The organism is Actinomadura rubrobrunea NBRC 15275 (genome assembly GCF_001552235.1).
Taxonomy (GTDB): domain Bacteria; phylum Actinomycetota; class Actinomycetes; order Streptosporangiales; family Streptosporangiaceae; genus Spirillospora; species Spirillospora viridilutea.
The window spans coordinates 26227-46168 of the sequence record NZ_BCQU01000015.1 but is presented as its reverse complement, the minus strand read 5'-3'; the positions used below and the strand labels follow the sequence as shown (position 1 = coordinate 46168).

13 protein-coding genes are annotated in these 19942 nt (G+C 73.2%); 6 read left to right on the top strand and 7 right to left on the bottom strand.

What is annotated here, in order from left to right; genetic code table 11:
- Positions 1 to 10 precede the first annotated feature (10 nt).
- Positions 11 to 1276, bottom strand: coding sequence for an extracellular solute-binding protein (locus AR3_RS06800; RefSeq protein WP_067910144.1), 1266 nt, complete (start codon positions 1274 to 1276; stop codon positions 11 to 13).
- Positions 1277 to 1530: 254 nt separating this feature from the next.
- On the opposite strand from AR3_RS06800, the gene AR3_RS06795 reads away from it, so the two are divergent.
- On the top strand, positions 1531 to 2748 hold the full coding sequence (locus AR3_RS06795) for an ROK family transcriptional regulator (protein WP_067910141.1): 1218 nt from the start codon (positions 1531 to 1533) through the stop codon (positions 2746 to 2748).
- 75 nt (positions 2749 to 2823) lie between these two features.
- Here the strand turns inward: AR3_RS06795 and AR3_RS32550 are convergent, their stop codons facing one another.
- Positions 2824 to 2958, bottom strand: a complete 135-nt coding sequence (locus tag AR3_RS32550; RefSeq protein ID WP_281179232.1) for a hypothetical protein — start codon at positions 2956 to 2958, stop codon at positions 2824 to 2826.
- Positions 2959 to 3166: 208 nt separating this feature from the next.
- On the opposite strand from AR3_RS32550, the gene secA2 reads away from it, so the two are divergent.
- Positions 3167 to 5503, top strand: a complete 2337-nt coding sequence (gene secA2 / locus AR3_RS06785; RefSeq protein WP_083951015.1) for an accessory Sec system translocase SecA2 — start codon at positions 3167 to 3169, stop codon at positions 5501 to 5503.
- An 86-nt stretch (positions 5504 to 5589) separates the two neighbouring features.
- On the opposite strand, the gene AR3_RS06780 is transcribed toward secA2, so the two are convergent.
- Positions 5590 to 10389, bottom strand: a complete 4800-nt coding sequence (locus AR3_RS06780; RefSeq protein ID WP_067910133.1) for an Lhr family helicase — start codon at positions 10387 to 10389, stop codon at positions 5590 to 5592.
- Between the two features lie 155 nt (positions 10390 to 10544).
- On the opposite strand from AR3_RS06780, the gene AR3_RS06775 reads away from it, so the two are divergent.
- Positions 10545 to 10739, top strand: a complete 195-nt coding sequence (locus AR3_RS06775; RefSeq protein ID WP_067910130.1) for a DUF3046 domain-containing protein — start codon at positions 10545 to 10547, stop codon at positions 10737 to 10739.
- A 78-nt stretch (positions 10740 to 10817) separates the two neighbouring features.
- Here AR3_RS06775 and AR3_RS06770 read toward each other — a convergent pair whose 3' ends face one another.
- From AR3_RS06770 to AR3_RS06755, 4 genes are all read right to left on the bottom strand, one after another.
- The gene (locus AR3_RS06770; protein WP_067910127.1) at positions 10818 to 11270 is read right to left on the bottom strand and encodes a DUF350 domain-containing protein; all 453 of its coding nucleotides are present in this window, start codon (positions 11268 to 11270) and stop codon (positions 10818 to 10820) included.
- 30 nt (positions 11271 to 11300) lie between these two features.
- The gene (locus tag AR3_RS06765) at positions 11301 to 12455 is read right to left on the bottom strand and encodes a glutathionylspermidine synthase family protein (protein WP_067910123.1); all 1155 of its coding nucleotides are present in this window, start codon (positions 12453 to 12455) and stop codon (positions 11301 to 11303) included.
- 2 nt (positions 12456 to 12457) lie between these two features.
- The gene (locus AR3_RS06760) at positions 12458 to 12865 is read right to left on the bottom strand and encodes a hypothetical protein (RefSeq protein WP_083951014.1); all 408 of its coding nucleotides are present in this window, start codon (positions 12863 to 12865) and stop codon (positions 12458 to 12460) included.
- A gap of 188 nt (positions 12866 to 13053) precedes the next feature.
- Positions 13054 to 13917 carry an ATP-grasp domain-containing protein gene (locus AR3_RS06755; RefSeq protein ID WP_067910120.1) on the bottom strand — a complete coding sequence of 288 codons (864 nt, stop codon included), beginning with the start codon at positions 13915 to 13917 and terminating at the stop codon, positions 13054 to 13056.
- A gap of 244 nt (positions 13918 to 14161) precedes the next feature.
- Here AR3_RS06755 and recA point away from each other — a divergent pair, with 244 nt between their 5' ends.
- From recA to rny, 3 genes are all read left to right on the top strand, one after another.
- Complete coding sequence (gene recA / locus AR3_RS06750; protein ID WP_067910117.1) at positions 14162 to 15262, top strand: recombinase RecA; 1101 nt, start codon at positions 14162 to 14164, stop codon at positions 15260 to 15262.
- Positions 15263 to 16907: 1645 nt separating this feature from the next.
- The gene (locus AR3_RS31660; RefSeq protein ID WP_390098169.1) at positions 16908 to 17384 is read left to right on the top strand and encodes a regulatory protein RecX; all 477 of its coding nucleotides are present in this window, start codon (positions 16908 to 16910) and stop codon (positions 17382 to 17384) included.
- Positions 17385 to 18160: 776 nt separating this feature from the next.
- Positions 18161 to 19738 carry a ribonuclease Y gene (rny, locus tag AR3_RS06735; protein WP_067910108.1) on the top strand — a complete coding sequence of 526 codons (1578 nt, stop codon included), beginning with the start codon at positions 18161 to 18163 and terminating at the stop codon, positions 19736 to 19738.
- The last annotated feature ends 204 nt before the right edge of the window (positions 19739 to 19942 follow it).

Here is a 19942-nt window from a genome sequence, read left to right as displayed (position 1 = left end):
CAGCTCCCGATCACGGGTTGAGCAGCGTGTTGGCCTGCTCGTTGGCCTTCTTCAGCTCCTCCGCGGCGGGGCGGCCCTGCATGATGGCCTTGACCGCGTTCGGCAGCACCTTCTTGGCCTGCTCGAACTCGCCCCAGCCCGCGCTCATCGGCGGGAACTTGGTGTTGCGCGCGATCTCGGTGAAGGCCGCCAGCGCGGGATTGCTGAAGCTGACGTCCGAGCGCATCGAGGAGAAGCCGCTGTAGTCGGCCCACGCCTTGGCGTTCTTGGCGTTGTTGAGGACGGTGATGTAGTCGAACGCCGCGTCCTTGGCCTTGCTGTCGGCCCACACCGCCAGGTCCGAGCCGCCCGCCATGACGGGCGCGTTGCCGCCGTTCTTGGCCGGGATGGGGAACACGCCCCACTTGTCGGCGTCCTTGTCGGAGATCTTCTTCATCTCCTTCAGCGCCCAGCTGCCGTCGATGTACATGCCGAGCTTGCCGAGCGCGAAGTCGCGCTGCGGGCCCTCCAGCTCGTTCTTGCCGATGTACTTGGCCGGGGCCACCTTCTCCTTGGTGACCAGCCCGGTGTAGTACTCGATGGCCTCGACGGCCTGCGGCTGGTCGAGCTTGCCGACGAACTTGCCGTTCTCCTTGACGGCGACCTCGCCGCCGTTGCCCCAGATGAAGCTGAGCAGCGCGTTGGTCTGGTCGCTGGGCGCGCCGATGCCGGGCACCTTCTTGGCGTCCTGGATCTTCTTGGCGGCGGCGGTCAGCTCGGCCCAGTTCTTCGGCGGCTGGATGTTCAGCTCCTCGAACCAGTCCTTGCGGTACCAGACGGCGCGCACGCCGCCGTACCACGGCACGGCGTAGGTCTTGCCGCCGGAGCGGTCGTTCTCCAGGGCGGTCTTGTTGAGCTTGTCGTGGTCGGCCCAGGACTCGAACCGGTCGGTGATGTCGGCGAGGCTGCCCTGCTCGATGTGGGACTGGACGTCGGTGTTGCCCAGCTCGGTGACGTCGGGGCCCTCGCCGCCCGCCGCGGCCTTCTGGAACGTGGTGGCAACTTGTGGCCAGGGCACGTACTTGACGACCACGTCCGTGTTCGGGTGCTTCTGTTTGAACTCGGCCTCGACGCCCTCCAGGAATTCCGTCTGCTCGGGCGTCCCGTCGCCCATCATCCAGACCTTGAGCTGAGCGGGGCTCTGACCTGCGCCGTCGCTGTCGTCGCTGCCTCCGCCGCAGGCCGCGGCGGCCAGGGCGAGCGCGGCCGTGGCGGCCGCTGCCTTGATGTACTTCACTGGGGGTCCTTTCCGGCTCAACCAGCGGGCGGGCCTGCTCGACGTGTCGCGGGGGATGCGGCGGAACCGGCGGGGAAACCCGTAGGGTCCCAGCCATGCCGCCGAATCGCCCTCGTGACACCCTGCTTCGGTCGGCGCTGTGGTGCGGCCTGGTCCGGCACCGGGGGCGGTCCGGCCGCTTGGGCGTAAACTAACAAGAAAGTTTCCTAAACAAAACCGTCTGTTAGCGGATTGAGACGTTGGAGGGTGGGCTGATGGCTGGGCGCCCGGGAACGCCGCGGCTGCTGCGCGAGCTGAACGACCGCGCCGCGCTCGAACTGCTGGTCACGCGGGGGCCGTTGACGCGTGCGCAGATCGGCGCGCATACCGGGTTGTCCAAGGTCACTGCATCACAGCTGCTGGCCAGATTGGAAGAGCGGGGGCTGGTGCAGGTGGTGGGCGAGCGCGCCGGGGGGCGCGGGCCGAACGCCGCGCTGTACGCCGTCGTGCCGTCCAGCGCTTACGTGGCGGGCATCGAGGTGGGCCCGGACGGGGCGACCGCCGCCGTCGCCGACATCACCGGCGAGGTCGCCGCCAAGGTCACCGTGGACCCCAACGGCGCCGACGACCCCGTCAAGACCGTGCACGACGCCGTGGTGCGGGCGTGCCGCTCGGCCAAGATCGCGCTGCGCCGCCTCACCGCGCTGGTCATCGGCACGCCCGGCGTCGTCGACCCGCGCACCGGCGACGTCAAGTTCGCCTTCGACCTGCCCGCCTGGCACGAGGGCGTGCTCGCCGCCCTGCAGACCGACCTGCGCCGCCCCGTCGCCATCGAGAACGACGTCAACCTCGCCGCCCTCGCCGAACGCGCCTACGGGGCCGCGCGGGGCGCCGACGACTTCGCCCTGATATGGCTGGGACGCGGCATCGGCCTGTCGGTCATGCTGGGCGGCCGCCTGCACCGGGGACGCTCCGGCGGCGCGGGCGAGCTCGGCTACCTTCCGGTGCCCGGGGCGCCCCTGCCGATGGGCTCGGCCCGCCGCGACAACGCCGAAGGCGTCACCACGTCCACCTCCTGGGGCATCCCGGCCCTGGCCGGGGGCTACGGCTCCCTGGTCAGCGCCGACGCGGTGCTCGACCTGGCCCGCTCGCACGGCCTGGACGAACCCACCGCAGTCGACTGCGTCCGCGTCGCCGCCGCCGACGAGGAGCGGGGCGGCGCGTTCCTCGACGAGCTCGCCGAACGCATCTCCTACGGCGTGACGTCGGTGAACATCGTCCTCGACCCCGGGCTGGTGGTGCTGTCGGGGCAGCTGGGCCGCGCCGGCGGGCGCCCGCTGGCCTCCCGCATCGAACGCGCCGTGGGCCGCTACAGCCCGACCCAGCCCACGGTGACCGTCACCGAGGTCGACGGCGACCCCGTGCTGCGCGGCGCCCTGCACGCCGCCCTGGAACGGGCCCGGGAAGAGGTGTTCTCCGCGCCCGCGGGGTGACGGCGGCGGCTTCCGGGGCCGCCGGGCCCGGGTGGGAGGCGCCTCCGCGCGGGACGGCCGCGGAGGCGCCGAAGGTCACCGTGCGGGACGGCGGACCGGCGGATGCTCCCGCCGCCGCCGGGGGTCCCGCAGGGCGCGGTCGAGAACGGTCTGACTGATGATCTGTCGCTTGCGCCGCTGCGCGGCGACCCACCGTGTCGTCGGTGTCATGTCGACTCCCCGTTCCGCGGTGACGCGGTTCTCGCGCCACCGCACCCCCTGCGTTTCGATGATCTCAGGAGGCCGGCCTCGGCGGATCCGCCGGAGGGAGGAGATCGCGCCCGATCCCGTCAGACCTTCCGCCGAGACGCCGTGAAACCCTGGGAGCACGGCCGCGGACGCCTTCCCGGCCGCGAGCTGATCAAGGAGACTCGTCGTCATGGCACTGCGCGACCGGCTGCGACGCCTCCTGCAGCGGCCCGGCACCGTCGACCTGCGGCCGTTCCAGGCCGTGGTCGCCGAGGCCGCCGCCCGCGAACCCGACGTCCGCGGCCTCACCGACGAAGCCCTCACCGCCGCCGCCCGCGCCCTCGACCCGGGGGACGACGCGTCGCTGTGCGCGCTGGGACGGGAGGCGGCGCGGCGCACGCTCGGCGAACGGCCGTACGACGTGCAGCTCCTCGGCACCCTCGGGCTGCTGTCCGGGCACGTGGTGGAGATGGCCACCGGCGAGGGCAAGACCCTCGCGGGCGCGCTCGCCGCCGCCGGACACGCCCTGCGCGGCCACCGGGTCCACGTCATGTCGGTCAACGACTACCTGGCGCGGCGCGACGCCGAATGGATGGGCCCGCTGTACGCGATGCTCGGCGTCTCGGTGGGCTGGGTGGGGCAGTCGTCCACCCCGGACGAGCGCCGCCGCGCCTACGCCGCCGACGTCACCTACGCCCCGGTCAGCGAGATCGGGTTCGACCTGCTGCGCGACCGGCTGGCCACCGACCCCGCCGACCTCCTCCTGCCCGCGCCCGGCGTCGCGCTGATCGACGAGGCGGACTCCGTGCTGGTGGACGAGGCGCGCGTGCCGCTCGTCCTGGCCGGCGCGACCGACGCGGCGGAGGCCGACCGCACCTTCGCCGAGCTGGCGCGGCGGCTGCGGCCCGGCCTGCACTACGCCGCCGACGACGAGGGCCGCAACGTCCAGCTGACGCCCGCCGGGGCCCGCGCCGTGGAGGAGGCGCTCGGCGGGATCGACCTGTACGCGCCCGAGAACCTGGACACGCTCACCGCCGTCAACGTGGCGCTGCACGCCGAGGTGCTGCTGCAGCGCGACGTCGACTACATCGTCCGCGACGGCGCGGTGAAGCTCATCAACGCCTCGCGCGGACGGGTGGCGCTGCTGCAGCGCTGGCCGGACGGCCTGCAGGCGGCGGTCGAGGCCAAGGAGGCCGTGGCGGCGTCCCCGAGCGGCGAGATCCTCGACTCGATCACCGTCCAGGAGCTGGTCGGCCGGTATCCGGTGCGCTGCGGCATGACCGGCACCGCCCTCGCCGTGGCCGAGCAGCTCCGCGAGTTCTACGACCTGGAGATCGCGGTGATCCCGCCCAACCGCCCGTGCGTGCGGGCGGACGAGCCGGACCGGCTGTACGCCACCGCCGCCGACAAGGAGGTCGCGATCGTCGACGAGATCGCCGCCGCGCACGCCGCCGGGCGTCCCGTGCTCGTCGGCACCCTCGACGTCGCCGAATCCGAACGGCTGGCCCGCTGCCTGGAGCGGTCCGGCCTGCCGTGCGTCGTCCTCAACGCCAAGAACGACGCCGAAGAGGCCGCGATCATCGCCCGCGCCGGGGCGTACGGCGCGATCACCGTCTCCACCCAGATGGCCGGACGCGGCACCGACATCCGCCTGGGCGGCGGCGCCCCGCCCGGGGCGGACCCGTCCGCCTCCCCGCCGCCGGTGTCCGAGGAGGAGCGCGAACGGGTCGCCGCCCTCGGCGGGCTGCTGGTGATCGGGACGGGCCGCCATTCCAGCAGCCGCCTGGACGACCAGCTGCGCGGCCGCGCCGGACGGCAGGGCGACCCGGGCGGCTCGGTGTTCTTCGCCAGCCTGGAGGACGACCTGGTCACCCGGTACGCGCCCGACGAGTCCCACGGCGGCCCCGTGGCGCCGGACGGCCGCGTGGACGACAAGAACGCGCGCTGGATCGTCGCCCACGCCCAGCGCGTCGCCGAAGGCGTGGACCTGGAGATCCACCGCAACACCTGGCGCTACCACCACCTCATCAGCCTGCAGCGCCGGGAGGTGCTCGCCGAACGCGACGAGGTCCTGCACGGCGACCGCGCCGACCGGGTGCTGGCGGAGCTGCGCCCCGAGCGGCACGCCGAGCTCGTCGCGGCGGTCGGCCCGGAGCGGGTCGCCGCCGCGGCCCGCCAGATCATGCTGTTCCACCTCGACCGCTGCTGGGCCGAGCACCTGGCCTTCCTCGCCGACCTGCGCGAGGGCATCCACCTGCGCTCGCTCGGACGCGGCCTGGACCCGCTGGTCGAGTTCCACCGCGAGGCCGTCCCGGCGGGCAAGCGCCTCCCAGAGCGGGCCCGGGAACGGGCGGCCGAGACCTTCGACGCCCTCGCCGTCGTCGACGGGGAGATCGACATGCCCGGGGCGGGACTGGTCCGGCCGTCCGCGACCTGGACCTACGTCGTCCACGACAACCCGTTCGGCTCCCTGGACGAACGCGCCTTCCGCGGCCTCGTCGCCATGTTCCGCCGCCGCTCCCGCTGACCCCGCGCACCCGCGCCGCTCGAGGCGCGGCCGGGCCAGCGGTCGCGACCCGCGCCGACGGCGTCCCACGTCGCGGGCGGCGCGGGTCAGGCGCGCAGGCGCAGCCCTCGCGGCGTCGGGTGGAACCCGGCGGCCTCCAGGGCGGCGGCCAGCGGCGAGCGGCTGATCGACTCGCCGTCCGCGCGTTCGACGGTCAGCCTGCCGAGCGCGCCCTCCCGGACCGCCAGGGCCAGCGCGTCCACCGCCGGCTGCAGCTCCCGCGGGTCGTCGGACCAGGTCAGCAGCGTGCGCCCGCCGCGTTCGACGTACAGGACGAGACGCCCCTCCACCAGCACCACCAGCGCGCCCGCCTTGCGGCCCGGCTTGTGCGCGCCGGGGGTCTCCCCGTCGCGTTCCGGCCACGGCAGCGCCGCCCCGTACGGGTTGGCCGGGTCGGCCGCCGCCAGCACGAGGGCCCGGGGGCCGTCCCCCGGCGCGGGCGTCTCCCACGGGTCGGCGGGCTCCCGCGGCCGCAGCGCCCGCAGCCGGTCGACCGCGCCGGGCAGCGCGAACTGGGCCGCGCCGAGGCCCTCCACGAAGTAGCCGCGGCGGCACCGTCCGCTCTCCTCGAACGCCCGCAGCACCGGGTACACCGCCGCGAACCCGCCCGGAGCGCGTTCGGCGGCCACCGCGCCCCTGACGACGACGCCGTACCGCTCCAGCAGGGCGTCGGCCAGCGCGTGCGCCCGGCGGGTGGCGTCGGTCTCCCGCTCGGGCAGCGCCCACCAGCGGCCCGCGACCGTCGGCGGGCCCGTGCGCGACGGCAGCACCGGACGGCCACGGCGGCGGGTGGCCCGCGCCCGGTGCGCCGGACGCCCCGACCCGAGGGACGCCCGCAGCGGCGCCAGGGTGTCGTTGGTCAGCAGCCCCGCCCACACCAGGTCCCACACGGCCGCGACGAGCTCTTGGTCGGACGCGGTGACCGCGGCGTTGACCCGGTCGGACAGGGTGCGGAAGAACAGCGCGCCGCCCTGCTCGGACGGGCCGAGGGCGTCCAGCACCGCCCGGTGCGGCGGCGTCAGGGTGATCGGCAGCGGCTCGGGCAGCAGCAGCGGCGCGGTGTCGGCCAGATGCAGCGACACCCACCCGTCGCCGCCCGGCAGCCCGCCCTGCCCGGCCCAGATCACCTCGCCCGCCGAGGTCAGCTCGTCCAGCATCGCGGGCGAGTACCCGGGGACCCGCGAGGGCAGCACCAGCGTCTCCAGCGCGGACGCCGGCACGGCCGCGCCCTGCAGCTGCTCGATCGCCTGCACCAGCGCGTCGATGCCGCGCAGCCGCGACCCGCCCGCGATGCCGTGCCAGGCGGGCAGGAACCGGCCCAGCGCCTCCGGCGGCGACGGCTCCACCTCGGCGCGCAGCCGCGCCAGCGACCGCCGCCGCAGCGTCCGCAGCACGCCGGTGTCGCACCACTCGCCCGTCGGCGGACCGGAGACCGCCTCCACGGGCAGGAACTCGCCCTCCACCACGCGTCCCTCGCCGGCCAGCCGCCGCAGCGCATCGGTCACCACGGCCACGCCGAGCCCGAACCGGGCGGCGACGTCGGCCGCCCGGAACGGGCCGTGCGTGCGCGCGTACCGGGACACCAGGTCCCCCAGCGGGTCGTCCACCGGCTCCAAGAACGCCTCGGGCACCCCCACCGGCGGCGGCACGCCCAGCGCGTCGCGCAGCCGCGCGGCGTCCTCGACCGCCGCCCAGCAGTCGCGCCCGGCGACCCGCACCCGGATCGCCCGCCGGCTCCGCTCCAGCTCCTCGGCCCACCGCGCCGCCCGATCGGCGTCGCGCTCGGGGTCGCGCTCGGGGTCGCCCTCGGGAACGTCCGTGCGCGCGGCGAGGTCGGCGGCGGTCAGGGGACCCAGGTCGCGCAGCAGGTCGGCGACGCCTTCCACGCCGCGGGCGCGGCGGTCGGGCGTCAGCCGCTGCAACGCGCGCTCGGTCTCGGCGACGACCTGCGGGTCCAGCAGCTCCCGCAGGTCGGCCTGGCCGAGCAGCTCCGACAGCAGCGCCGTGTCGAGCGCCAGCGCCTGGGCGCGGCGTTCGGCCAGCGGGGAGTCGCCCTCGTACATGAACGCGCCGACGTAGCGGAACAGCAGCGACCGGGCGAACGGCGACGGCTCGGGCGTCTCCACCTCCACCACCCGCGTCCTGCGGCCCGACAGGTCGCGCATCACCTGCGTCAGCCCCGGGACGTCGAACACGTCCTGCAGGCACTCGCGCATCGTCTCCAGCACGATGGGGAACGAGGGGTACTTGCTCGCCACCGCCAGCAGCTGCGCGGCCCGCTGCCGCTGCTGCCACAGCGGCATGCGCCGGTCGGGGCGGCGGCGCGGCAGCAGCAGCGACCGCGCCGCGCACTCGCGGAACCGCGCGGCGAACAGCGCCGACCCGCCCAGCTCGTCCACCACGGCGCGTTCGACGTCCTCGGGGTCGAACACGGCGAGGTCCGCGCCCGGCGGGTCGTCCATGTCGGGGATGCGGATCACGATGCCGTCGTCGGCGTGCATGGCCTGCGCGTCCACCCCGTACCGTTCGCGCAGGCGTCCCGCGATGGCCAGCGCCCACGGCGCGTGCACCCGCGCCCCCAGCGGCGAGTGCACCACCATGCGCCAGTCGCCGAGCTCGTCGCGGAACCGTTCGACGACGATCGTGCGGTCGTCGGGGACGTGCCCGGTCGCCTCCCGCTGCTCGGCCAGGTAGGACACCAGGTTGGCGGACGCCCACTCGTCCAGCCCGGCGGCCCGGACGCGGGCGCGGGCCTCGTCGGCGGGCATCCGGGCCAGCTCGCGGGTGAACGCGCCCAGGGCCCGCCCCAGCTCGGCGGGACGCCCGGGGGAGTCGCCGTGCCAGAACGGCAGTTTGCCCGGCTGTCCGGGGGCGGGGGAGACCAGCACCCGGTCGGGGGTGATGTCCTCGATGCGCCAGGAACTGGCCCCCAGTACGAACACGTCGCCGACCCGCGACTCGTACACCATCTCCTCGTCCAGCTCCCCGACCCGGGAGGACTTCTCGCCGACGAGGAACACGCCGAACAGGCCGCGGTCGGGAATCGTGCCCCCGCTGGTGACCGCGAGGCGTTGCGCCCCGGGGCGCGCGCGCAGCGTGCCGGTGACCCGGTCCCACACCAGGCGCGGCCGCAGCTCCCCGAACTCGTCGCTGGGGTAGCGTCCGGCCAGCATGTCCAGGGTCGCCTCCAGGGCCGAGCGGGGGAGCGCGGCGAACGGGGCGGCCCGCCTGACGACGGCCTCCAAATCGTCGACGGTCCACTCGTCCATGGCGACCATGGCGACGATCTGCTGGGCCAGCACGTCGAGCGGGTTGCGCGGATACCGCAGCTCCTCGATCTCCCCGCGCCGCATCCGCTCGGCCACCACGGCGGTCTGGAGGAGGTCGCCCCGGTACTTGGGGAAGATGACGCCCTTGGACACCGCGCCCACCTGGTGCCCGGCCCGTCCCACGCGCTGCAGCCCGCTGGCCACCGACGGCGGCGACTCCACCTGCACCACCAGGTCGACGGCGCCCATGTCGATGCCCAGCTCAAGACTGGACGTGGCGACGACCGCGGGCAGCCGCCCCTGCTTGAGCGCCTCCTCGATGCCGGCCCGCTCCTCCTTGGAGACCGAGCCGTGGTGAGCCCGCGCGACCTCCCTGGGCGCTCCCTGGGACACACCCGCCTGCGCCATCACGTCCGCAGGCATCCCCCGCGGCTTTTCGCCTTGCGTCCGGACTTCTTCCTGGCTTCCGTTGCCGGGCCAGGCTCGGCCTTGGCCGCCATCGGTGTCGTCCCCGGGGGCGCGGCCGTCGTCGCCGCCTGTCAACGCCCGCCGCACATCCTCCATGCTGAGGCGGCCCAGGCCGATGCCGCCGTTCTCGGACGGCACCTCGGCCTCGTGGTGGAGCGAGACGTCCTCCGGCGGGTGCAGGCGTTCGTACGCCAGTTCGTTGAGGCGGCCGCACAGGCGCTCGGCCAGGCGGCGGGAGTTGGCGAACACCAGGGTGGAGCGATGCGCCTCGATCAGGTCGAGCAGGCGGTCCTCCACGTGCGGCCAGATGCTGCGCCGCCGCGGGTCCGCGGCGCCGGAGACGTCCGCGGACTGCCCGATCTCGCCCATGTCCTCGACGGGGACGACGATGTCGAGGTCGAACTCCTTGTCGGCGGGCGGCTGCACGACCGTCGCGGGCCGGGTGCCGCCCAGGAACGCCGCCACCTCCTCCGCCGGCCGCACCGTCGCGGACAGGCCGATGCGCTGCGCCGGGCGCTCCAGCAGGGCGTCCAGGCGCTCCAGCGACAGCGCCAGATGCGCGCCGCGCTTGGTGCCGGCGACCGCGTGCACCTCGTCGACGATCACGGTGTCGACGCCGCGCAGCGCCTCGCGGGCCCGCGAGGTGAGGATCAGGAACAGCGACTCCGGCGTGGTGATCAGGATGTCCGGCGGCCGGACGGCGAGCCTGCGGCGCTCGTCGGCGGGCGTGTCGCCGGACCGGACCCCGACGCGGACCTCCGGCTCGGGCAGGCCCAGGCGGCGGGCGGCCTGCCGGATGCCGGTCAGCGGGGCCCGCAGGTTGCGTTCGACGTCCACGGCCAAGGCCTTCAGCGGGGACACGTAGAGCACCCGGCAGCGGCGCCGCGGGTCGGCGCGCTCGGCCGCCGGGGCGCCCGCGGCCAGCCGGTCCAGGGACCACAGGAACGCGGCCAGCGTCTTGCCCGAACCGGTGGGCGCCACGACCAGGGTGTGGTCGCCGCTCGAAATCGACTCCCACGCGCCCGCCTGCGCCGCGGTGGGCGCGGCGAACGCTCCGGTGAACCACGCGCGCGTGGCCGGGGAGAAGCGTTCGAGCACGTCAAAGGTCATGCAGCCATCCTGCCTCGCAGGACTGACAGCTCGCGCCCGAGTGGCCCCAGCCACCCTGCCCGGCGTCGTTCGGCGGGCGCCCGGACGTGCTCGGACAGGCCCCCTCGGGGGTCACCGAGCCGGTCGGCCGAGGCCCGGTCGGATAGCGTGGAGGGGTGCGCCTGACACAGTTCTGGGAGCGGATGAGCGAGCAGTTCGGCGAGACGTACGCGGAGAGCGTCGCCAAGGATTACGTCATGGCCGAACTGGGGGGCCGCACCATCGAGCAGGCCCTGGCCGACGGCGAGGACGCCAAGAAGGTCTGGCAGGCCGTCTGCGCGACGTTCGACGTCCCCCAGCACCTGCACTGACACCGGCCGCGCGCCCTCGGCGTCCTCGCCGCCGACCTCGCTCGAACGTCGGTGGCCCCGGTCGGATTCCGGCGCGGATCACCCGTAGACGGCCATGGCGGTGACCAGGCCGATCGCGACGTTGGCCACGCCGAGCAGGACCACGGCGGGCTCCAGCTTGGGCTCCTTCACGCAGCCGCGCACGTCCACCCCGACCAGGCGGTCGAAGACCAGCACGGCTATGGCCTGCGCGATGACGCCGACGCCGCCGAACACGGCCACCCGGATGAGCCCCTCCAGCAGGTCCCCGCCCGCCGAGTAGATGGACACGGCCACGATGAGGCCGATGCCGATCGTCGCCGCACAGGCCAGGAACGTCGCGTTGGGGCTGCGGTCGCGGCGGATGATGGAGATCAGCCGGCCGGGCGTGGTCCAGTCCACGATGTAGAAGCCCAGGACGAACAGGGCCAGGCCGACGGCGGCGTAGGCGAAGATCGCCCCGACGCCCTCGATGAGGATCTGCCCGAGTTCGTCGTCGAGCGCGAGTGACATCGTTCTCCTTACGGGGATTCGCTGATCCGGTTACAGGGGGATGCGGTGCGGCACGAAGGACGAGGTGTCGTCGGTGATGAGCCCGGCGGTCTCGCGGATGCCCAGCCCCGCCGACTCGTCATGGACGACCCACGCGCCGAGCACCGGACGCTGCCCGTCGAAGTCGGGCAGGGGGCAGAACTCCTGGAAGACGAACCCCTCTCGCCCGTACCTGCCCTCGGTGCGATGCTCGGTGCCGTCGGGCGTGACGATGCGCATGTTGGCGCCCTCCCGCCCCAGCAGCGGCTTCTGCACGTACGAGGTGAGGTCTGACGGCGTGTTGAGGTAGGCGGGCAGCAGATTGGGGTGGCCGGGGAACAGCTCCCACAGCAGCACCAGGAGCGCCTTGTTCGACAGCACCATCTTCCAGATGGGTTCGATCCACGCCGTGGTGGCGGGGACGTGCTCGCCGAACGGCTCGGCGACGATCCACTCCCAGGGGTACAGCTTGCAGAGCGTGCGGATCTCGTTGTCGTCCAGGTCGACGAACCGCCGGCCGACTGGGTCCCACCCGATGTCCTCCATGGCGAGCGCCACACCCGGCAGGCCCGCCTCTTGGGCGGTCTCCTGGATGTAGGCGATCGTCATGACCTCTTCGCCGGTCTCGTCGCCGTTGGTCCAGGCGAAGTGCACGGGACCCTTGGCCAGACCGGGCGCGATCTGCTTCCACCGGTCGACCAGGCGTTCATGGATGGAGTTCCACTGGTCGTCGCCGGGGAAGACGTCCTGGAGCCAATACCACTGGACGATGGAGCTCTCCACCAGCGAGGTGGGGGTGTCGGCGTTGTACTCCAGCAGCTTGGCGGGGCCCGTGCCGTCGTACCAGAGGTCGAACCGCCCGTACAGGTGCGGGTCCCGGCGGCGCCACGACTCCTCGATGAGAGGCGCCACCCGGTCGGGGATGCCGAGGACGTGGTAGCGGCCGGTCGTCACCACATGGTCCACCACCTCCAGGCACATGCGGTGCAGCTCCTCCACCACCTCCTCCAGGGCCAGCACCTCGTCCATCTCGAAGACGTAGTGCACGGACTCGTCCCAGTAGGGGCGGCTGAGGTTCTCGGGGTGGGCGGTCTTGTGGAAGGCCAGTCCCTGAGCCTCGATCCGGGCGGGCCAGTCGGGTCGGGGCGTCGAGCGGACGCGTCGCAACGTCAGCCTCCGCTGCGTCCGCTGCCGCCGAACCCGCCGCGGAGGGTCTTGCCGCTGCTGGTCTTGATCTTGCCCCTGCTCGGCGCGTAGCGGCTGCCCCCGGAGACATAGGTGCCGCCGGTGCTGCTGCCGCCGGAGTTGTAGCCGGAGTCGTCGGAGACGCGCTTGGGGCCGTAGTACCAGAAGTAGCGGCCGTAGTCGGGCGAGGTAAAGGGGTAGGTCCGCTCGCAGTAGTAGTCGGGAACGACCCTGTAACTGCCTGATCCGAGGGCCGTGAACGACAGGCGGTCGACGCAGTACGCCGTCGTCGTCTTGCCGCACGCCGCCAGCGTGAGCGATAGAGCGCTGACCATGCCGATCTTCACCGCCCGGGAGCTGAGCCGGGGCCGCGGGAGGTCCTGTTGGGGCATGGGACACGTCCTTACAAAAAGATCTGGGGGCTCTGCGACGGGGTGCCGCCTGGAAGGCCGGAGGCGCCCTCCGTCATGGGATCCGCATCGCGGAGCCACAGACTAAGGGTGTTCGATCGTGTGACGGAAGTGAGCGCCGTCCCGGTTCCACTGCGATCGACCCGTCGCGCACCGTGGCGAGGGCCTGCTCAGTCGGGAAGCGGCAGATGCGCGTACAGGTCCATCGGGTCGACCGTGGCGGGCAGGCCGCTCACCTGGCCGTCGCCCACCTCCACCACGCGCCACCGGCCGTCCTCGCGGCGCGCCAAGTCGGTGGTGATGAACCGGCACCCCAGGCTGCGCACGGCGGACGCCACCGCCTCGTAGTCCGGCGGCTCCGGCTCCACGTCAGGGGTGTCGGGATGCGGGCCCACCACCGCGGGCTCGCCGTCCACCCACCACACCCGCGCCTCGCCGGAGCCGTCGAACCGCTCGTACTCGCGCACCACGATCCCGCCCGCCAGCGCGTCGCCCTGCAGCGCCATCATCTTCTCGACGACCGAGCGCAGCTGCGTCGTGTTCTTCACGTCGGGCACGAAGCACGCCTGCTCCCACTCGTGCTTGCGGGACTTGACGTAGTCCTTGACGACGGCGGGCCCGGCCCGCAGGGGCCGTACCAGCTCGGCCAGGTCTCCCGGGTCCCCGTACGGCTCGACGGGCCGCCACACGCTGCGCGGGGTGAGGCCGGCGAACGTGTCGTGCCAGCCCGGCAGCTCGTGCGCGCGCCGGTAGTCGTCGGGGTGGGTGAGCAGCACGGCGCCCCGCTGCTTGAGCGCGGCGGCGAGGGCGGCGTACTCGGCGCTCGTCACCATCCACCCGCGGTACCAGACGGGCCCGAGGTCGTCGGGGACGGCCCGCACCGCTCCGTCGGCGTCGCCTCGTTGGAGGGCGTCGTGGTCGATGAGGGCGATCTCGCCGTAGTGGTCCCGTACGGCGGCGGCCTCGCGCGAGAAGTAGGGATCGACGCGCCGGGGGTGGAGCGGATCGACGCAGAAGAGAACGGTCAGCGTCATGGGCAAACCCTCCGTAACTGCGCCAGCGTACGGGCTCGGGGACGCGCGACGCACGGAGTTTCCCGGTCAAATCGCCACGCGATCCCATGATCGAACGGATGTTCGGTAAAGTGGGGCCCGCGTGCGGCGTTGTCCACACGTCGGCCGGCACCTCGAAACTGTCGGTGGCTCCCCGTAACGTCACCCGTGACACGGCCGGGGTCACCGGGCCGCGACAGCACCGGACAGACAAGGGGCACCTCTGATGGCAGCGAACGACCGGGAGAAGGCTCTCGAGACGGCACTGGCCCAGATCGAGCGGCAGTTCGGCAAGGGCTCGGTGATGCGGCTGGGCGACGAGGCCCGGGCACCGGTCGAGGTGGTGCCGACCGGGTCGATCTCCCTCGACATCGCCCTGGGCGTCGGCGGCCTGCCGCGCGGCCGCATCGTCGAGATCTACGGCCCCGAGGGCAGTGGCAAGACCTCCATCGCCCTGCACGCGGTGGCGAACGTGCAGAAGAAGGGCGGCATCGCCGCGTTCGTGGACGCCGAGCACGCCCTCGACCCCGAGTACGCCCGCAAGCTCGGCGTGGACATCGACGCCCTGCTGGTGTCCCAGCCCGACACCGGCGAGCAGGCGCTGGAGATCACCGACATGCTGATCCGGTCCGGCGCCATCGACATCGTGGTCATCGACTCGGTGGCCGCGCTGGTGCCGCGCGCCGAGATCGAGGGCGAGATGGGCGACAGCCACGTCGGCCTGCAGGCCCGGCTGATGTCGCAGGCGCTGCGCAAGCTCACCGGTGCGATCAACTCGACCAAGACCACCGCCATCTTCATCAACCAGCTGCGCGAGAAGGTCGGCGTGATGTTCGGCTCGCCCGAGACCACCACCGGCGGCCGGGCGCTGAAGTTCTACGCCTCCGTCCGCCTGGACGTGCGCCGCATCGAGACCCTCAAGGACGGCACCGAGCCCGTCGGCAACCGGGTGCGCGTCAAGGTCGTCAAGAACAAGCTGGCCCCGCCGTTCCGCGTCGCCGACTTCGACCTGCTGTACGGCCAGGGCATCAGCCGGGAGGGCGGCCTGATCGACCTGGGCGTCGAGCACGGCTTCGTCCGCAAGTCCGGCGCCTGGTACACCTACGAGGGCGACCAGCTCGGCCAGGGCAAGGAGAACGCCCGCAACTTCCTCAGGGCCAACCCGGACATCGCCGACGAGATCGAGAAGAAGATCAAGGAGAAGCTGGGCGTCGGGCCCCGCCTCGACCGGGAGGCTCCGGAGACCGCCGGGGCCGCCGCCGCCCCGTCGGCCCCGTCCGCCGCGCCGCGCAAGGGCGCCAAAAGCGTCAAGCCCGGTGATTCCTGACAAGGAATCCGCCGATCCGGGTGACTCTTGACGAAGACTGGGCGATGATCTCGTGTGAAGGGCGGCGGCGCCTTGCCCGGCACCGGCGGACCGGTGCGCGGTCCTTCCCCGATGGCGCCGCCGCTCCCGAGAGCCCGCGATGAGCGCTCACCGAGTCCCGCCCGAGGACGACACCATCCCGCCCTCCGCCGACGAGTCCGCCGGGACGCCCGCTTCGGCGGCGGACGACCTCCCCTGGACGCCGGCTGGCGCCGCGCCGGCCGACGAGGGTTCCGCGCCTGCCTGGCTCGCCCCCGCCGACGGCAAGCTCTGGGGAGAGCCTCCACGCGCGCCGAAGAAGGAGTGGACGCCCACGGGCAATCCCTGGGGCGAACCTTCCGACGACGACCGGCCCCGCGGCACCGAAACCGGCGGGACCGCCGACGACGCGCGCAGCGACACTTTCCCTTGGGCGTCGCGTTCGGAGGACCCTGCGTGGAGCCCGCCGTCGCGGGAGACCAACCTCTGGGAGGCTCCCGCCCGCAAGCCGGACAGCCCGGCGTCGTCCCCCACGCCCTCCGAACCATCCGACGCGGCCTCTGGCTCTTCCGCCACAGCCTTTGAGTCGTCAGCGGCGGCCGAATCGAGCCGTCAGGCACCCGGTCGTACCGGGAGCAGTGGGACCGCCGATGAGGCAGGCCGCCGTGCCTTCCCTCGGGCGTCGTCTTCCGAACGTCCCGCCTGGACCCCGCCGTCGCCGAAGAGCAGTCCGTGGGAGGGGCCCGGCCACACGCCGGACAGTCCGACGTCCTCCGGTACGACCTCCCAGCCATCCGCAATGGCCGCGAGGGATTCCGCCACGGTCCCTGAGCCGTCAGCCCCTCTGGAGCCCGGCGGCACCGGGAGCGATGGGGGTGTCGACGACGCGCGTAGCGACGCTTTCCCCTGGGCGTCGCGTTCTGAGGGTCCTGCGTGGACTCCACTGTCGCGGGAGGCCAATCCCAGGGAGGCTCCCGCTCGCAAGCCGGACAGCCCGGCGTCGTCCCCCACACCCTCCGAGCCATCCGCCGTGGCCTCTGAGCCTTCCGCTACGGTCCCTCAGCCTTTCGGTGCGGCGGCTGGGCCTTTCGCGGCAGCCGAATCGACCCGCTTGGAGCCTGGCGGCGCGGGGAGCGGTGAGAGCGTTGATGACGCGCGCGGCTCTTTTCCCTCGGCGTCGCGTTCTGGGCGCCGCCCTGCGCGGACCTCGCCGTCGCCGGAAAGCAATCCGTGGAGGACTCCTGGTCGCACGCCGGGGAGGTCCACACCCGCCAGGTCTTTCGACACGGCCTCTACGCCTTCTGCAGGGGCCGAATCGCCCCGTCCGGAGTCCGGTGGCGCCTCGCGGTCGCCGACCGCTGGCCGTGACGGCCGTCGTCCACGAGCGGGCGGCCCCGCCGCACCAGCCGATGCGGAGAACGGGGGCGAAACCGTCGGCGGCGCCGGGGGTCGGAAGCGAGCGCAGCGGAGAAGCGAAGGCCGCCGACGGCAGACGGGGAGTCGGCGCCGGACGGCCGAGCGTGGCGAGCCACCCGGTCTCGCATGGCGATCGGGCGAGGACGCGGCGGCCGCCGGTCCAGGGCGCGACGCGACGGCGGAAGACCGGGCGGAGGCGCGGGCGCGGGAGATTTGCCTGCGGATGCTGACCGCGGCGCCGCGCACCCGTGCGCAACTCGCCGACGCGCTGCGTCGCAAGAAGGTGCCGGACGAGGTGGCCGAGCGCGTCCTGGGGCGGTTCGCCGACGTCGGGCTGATCGACGACGAGGCGTTCGCGCAGGCATGGGTGCAATCCCGGCACCGTGGGCGCGGGCTGGGAAAGCGTGCGCTGGCGGCCGAGCTTCGGCGCCGCGGCGTGGACGCCGAGACCGTCAGCGAGGCGGTGGAGGCGCTCGCGCCCGAAGAGGAGGAACGCACCGCCCGGGCGTTGATCGACCGGAAGCTGGCCGCGACCCGCGGCCTGGACACCGCGAAGCGGACCCGGCGCCTGGTCGGCCTCCTCGCACGCAAGGGCTACCCGCCCGGACTGGCCTACCGCGTGGTCCGCGAAGCGCTCGAACAGGAGGGCGTGAGCGACGTCCCCGAAGGCGAGTGGGACGTCGAGTGACGCCTTCGCCGACGGGGCGAGCGCCCAGGCGGCGGCACGTCATCGAGGCGCGAAGGCGGGAGGGGAGACGCCGCGGAACCTGCTGATCCCAGATCAGTGACATGGGGATGTGGTCCGGTTCCGGTGCGCCTGGCATCGCGGCGCGGCGGTGCGAAGAAGCGAGAGCGCGATAGTCCGGCGGCGGGGGTTTCGGGGCGCAGGTGGGGCCGCGTCGGACTCGAGGATGATCTCGGGGGCGACACGATCGACGTCCGGCGACCCTGGGGGCGGAGCTCAACGGACGCGTCGATCCTGACCTTGCCGATCCGCACCGGGGCGTGCCCGGTGCGGCCGCGTTCGACCCGAGGAAGCCCGCGCGGCGCGGCAGTGGTGCGACGCGCCGGCGCGGGAGACCTCGGACATATTCCGGGGCTGGAAAGGGCGGGTCCGGTCCGGTAAAGGGGCAGGTCGGAGGCTGTGCGGATGCCGGTAAGGAAGTGCTCACGTGGCCGTTCGGTTAGTCCGGAATGCCCGACGTTTGCTTGCTCATTACCTCCGTGCCGCTTACCGTTACGGCAGTGAGGAGTTACTCCGCGCACCGCGGATTGCCATACGACCGAGCACGTTCGAGCAGCTGAGAGGCATAAAGGAAAGACGACCGCCGCTGCGCAGACCGGGCCGACCGCCGCCGGTCCGGACGCCGACCGTGCACCGGCTCGGCCGCCGCGCCGCGGGTAAGTCCTCGCTGACCAGGATCCCCGTCCGGGAGGATCCACGGCCGAGGAGGGGTCTGCCTCATGGAGAGCGTCCTGTTGGGTGCCGCGCTGCTGGTGACCCTGGTCGCTCTCGTGACGGTCCTGCGACGCCCGGGCGTCGGGCGGCCCCCCGTCCCGTCCGAGGACGAGCTGGAGATGGCGCGCCGGGAGGCGGAGGAGATCCGCGCCGCCGCCACGACGGACGCCGGACGGATCCTGGAACGCGCCGAAGCACAGGCCCAGCAGATCGCCAACTCGGTGCGCGCCGAGCTCGACGAGGAGGCGCGGACGCTCCGCGACGACCTCAAGACCCTGCGCGACGACCTGGAGCGGCGGGAGGCCCGGCTCGCCGAGCGCGAGCAGCGGCTCGACGCCGAGGTGCGCCGCCTGGAGGAGTGGTCCGCCAAGCTGGCCGAGACCAAGCGGGCGCTGGCGCAGCGCAAAGAGGAGCTCAGCAGGCTGGAAGAGGAGCGGCGCCGCATCCTGGAGCGCACCGCCGGGCTGACGGCCGAGGAGGCCAAGGCCGAGCTCATCACGGCGATCGAGAACCAGGCCAAGCGGGAGGCCATCCCGATCACCCGGGAGATCGAGAACGCGGCCCGGGCCGAGGGCGAAAAGCGCGCCCGCAAGATCGTGACGTTGGCGATCCAGCGGGTGGCCAGCGAGCAGACCGCCGAGTCGGTGGTGTCGGTGGTGCACCTGCCCGGCGACGAGATGAAGGGCCGCATCATCGGCCGCGAGGGCCGCAACATCCGCGCGTTCGAGTCCACCACCGGCGTCAACCTGATCATCGATGACACGCCGGAGGCGGTCCTGCTCAGCTGCTTCGACCCGGTGCGCCGGGAGGTCGCGCGGCTGACCCTGGAGAAGCTGGTCCTGGACGGCCGGATCCACCCGCAGCGCATCGAGGAGGTGTACGAGCGCAGCAAGCGCGACGTCGAGCAGCTGTGCGTGCGGGCCGGTGAGGACGCCCTGGTGGAGCTCGGCATCACCGACATGCACCCGGAGCTGATCGCGCTGCTCGGCCAGCTGCGCTACCGCACCTCCTACGGGCAGAACGTGCTCAAGCACCTGATCGAGTCGGCGCACATCGCCGGGATCATGGCCGCCGAGCTGCGGCTGCCGGTGGAGCTGGCCAAGCGCTGCACGCTGCTGCACGACATCGGCAAGGCGCTCACGCACGAGGTGGAGGGCAGCCACGCGCTGATCGGCGCGGAGATCGCCCGCCGGTACGGGGAGCACGAGGACGTCGTGCACGCCATCGAGGCGCACCACAACGAGGTCGAGGTGCGGACGGTGGAGGCGGTGCTGACGCAGGCCGCCGACGCGATCAGCGGCAGCCGTCCCGGCGCGCGCCGCGAGTCGCTGGAGGCCTACGTCAAGCGGCTGGAACGGCTGGAGGAGATCGCCCGCGGCAAGCACGAGGGCGTGGAGAAGGTGTTCGCCATGCAGGCGGGCCGCGAGATCCGCGTGATGGTCAAGCCGGAGGCCGTGGACGACATCCAGGCCCAGGTGATCGCTCGTGACATCGCCAAGCAGGTCGAGGACGAGCTGACGTACCCGGGCCAGATCCGCGTCACGGTCGTCCGGGAGTCCCGCGCCACCGAGTTCGCTCGCTGAGCCGGTACGACCCTTCGCCGCCGTTGTCGTTCCCGCCGGCCGCTCGGGTACAGGGGGCCTCCTCAGCCTTCTTCTGGTCAGGAGAACGCGAGCGGGGAGACGCCACGTGCTTGAGTGCTGAGATCGCCTGCGGCAAGCCGTCCGTCCGGGAGTCCCACGCCACCGAGTTCGCCGTTGGGGCGTTTAGGGCCGTTCGGCGCCGTT

Bases quoted from the DNA above. Each gene is read 5' to 3' on its own strand.
- rny (WP_067910108.1), top strand. From the start codon at position 18,161: ATGGAGAGCGTCCTGTTGGGTGCCGCGCTGCTGGTGACCCTGGTCGCT.
- AR3_RS06795 (WP_067910141.1), top strand. From the start codon at position 1,531: ATGGCTGGGCGCCCGGGAACGCCGCGGCTGCTGCGCGAGCTGAACGAC.
- AR3_RS06770 (WP_067910127.1), bottom strand. From the start codon at position 11,270: ATGTCACTCGCGCTCGACGACGAACTCGGGCAGATCCTCATCGAGGGC.
- AR3_RS06760 (WP_083951014.1), bottom strand. From the start codon at position 12,865: ATGCCCCAACAGGACCTCCCGCGGCCCCGGCTCAGCTCCCGGGCGGTG.
- AR3_RS06780 (WP_067910133.1), bottom strand. From the start codon at position 10,389: ATGACCTTTGACGTGCTCGAACGCTTCTCCCCGGCCACGCGCGCGTGG.
- AR3_RS06755 (WP_067910120.1), bottom strand. From the start codon at position 13,917: ATGACGCTGACCGTTCTCTTCTGCGTCGATCCGCTCCACCCCCGGCGC.
- secA2 (WP_083951015.1), top strand. From the start codon at position 3,167: ATGGCACTGCGCGACCGGCTGCGACGCCTCCTGCAGCGGCCCGGCACC.
- AR3_RS32550 (WP_281179232.1), bottom strand. From the start codon at position 2,958: ATGACACCGACGACACGGTGGGTCGCCGCGCAGCGGCGCAAGCGACAG.
- recA (WP_067910117.1), top strand. From the start codon at position 14,162: ATGGCAGCGAACGACCGGGAGAAGGCTCTCGAGACGGCACTGGCCCAG.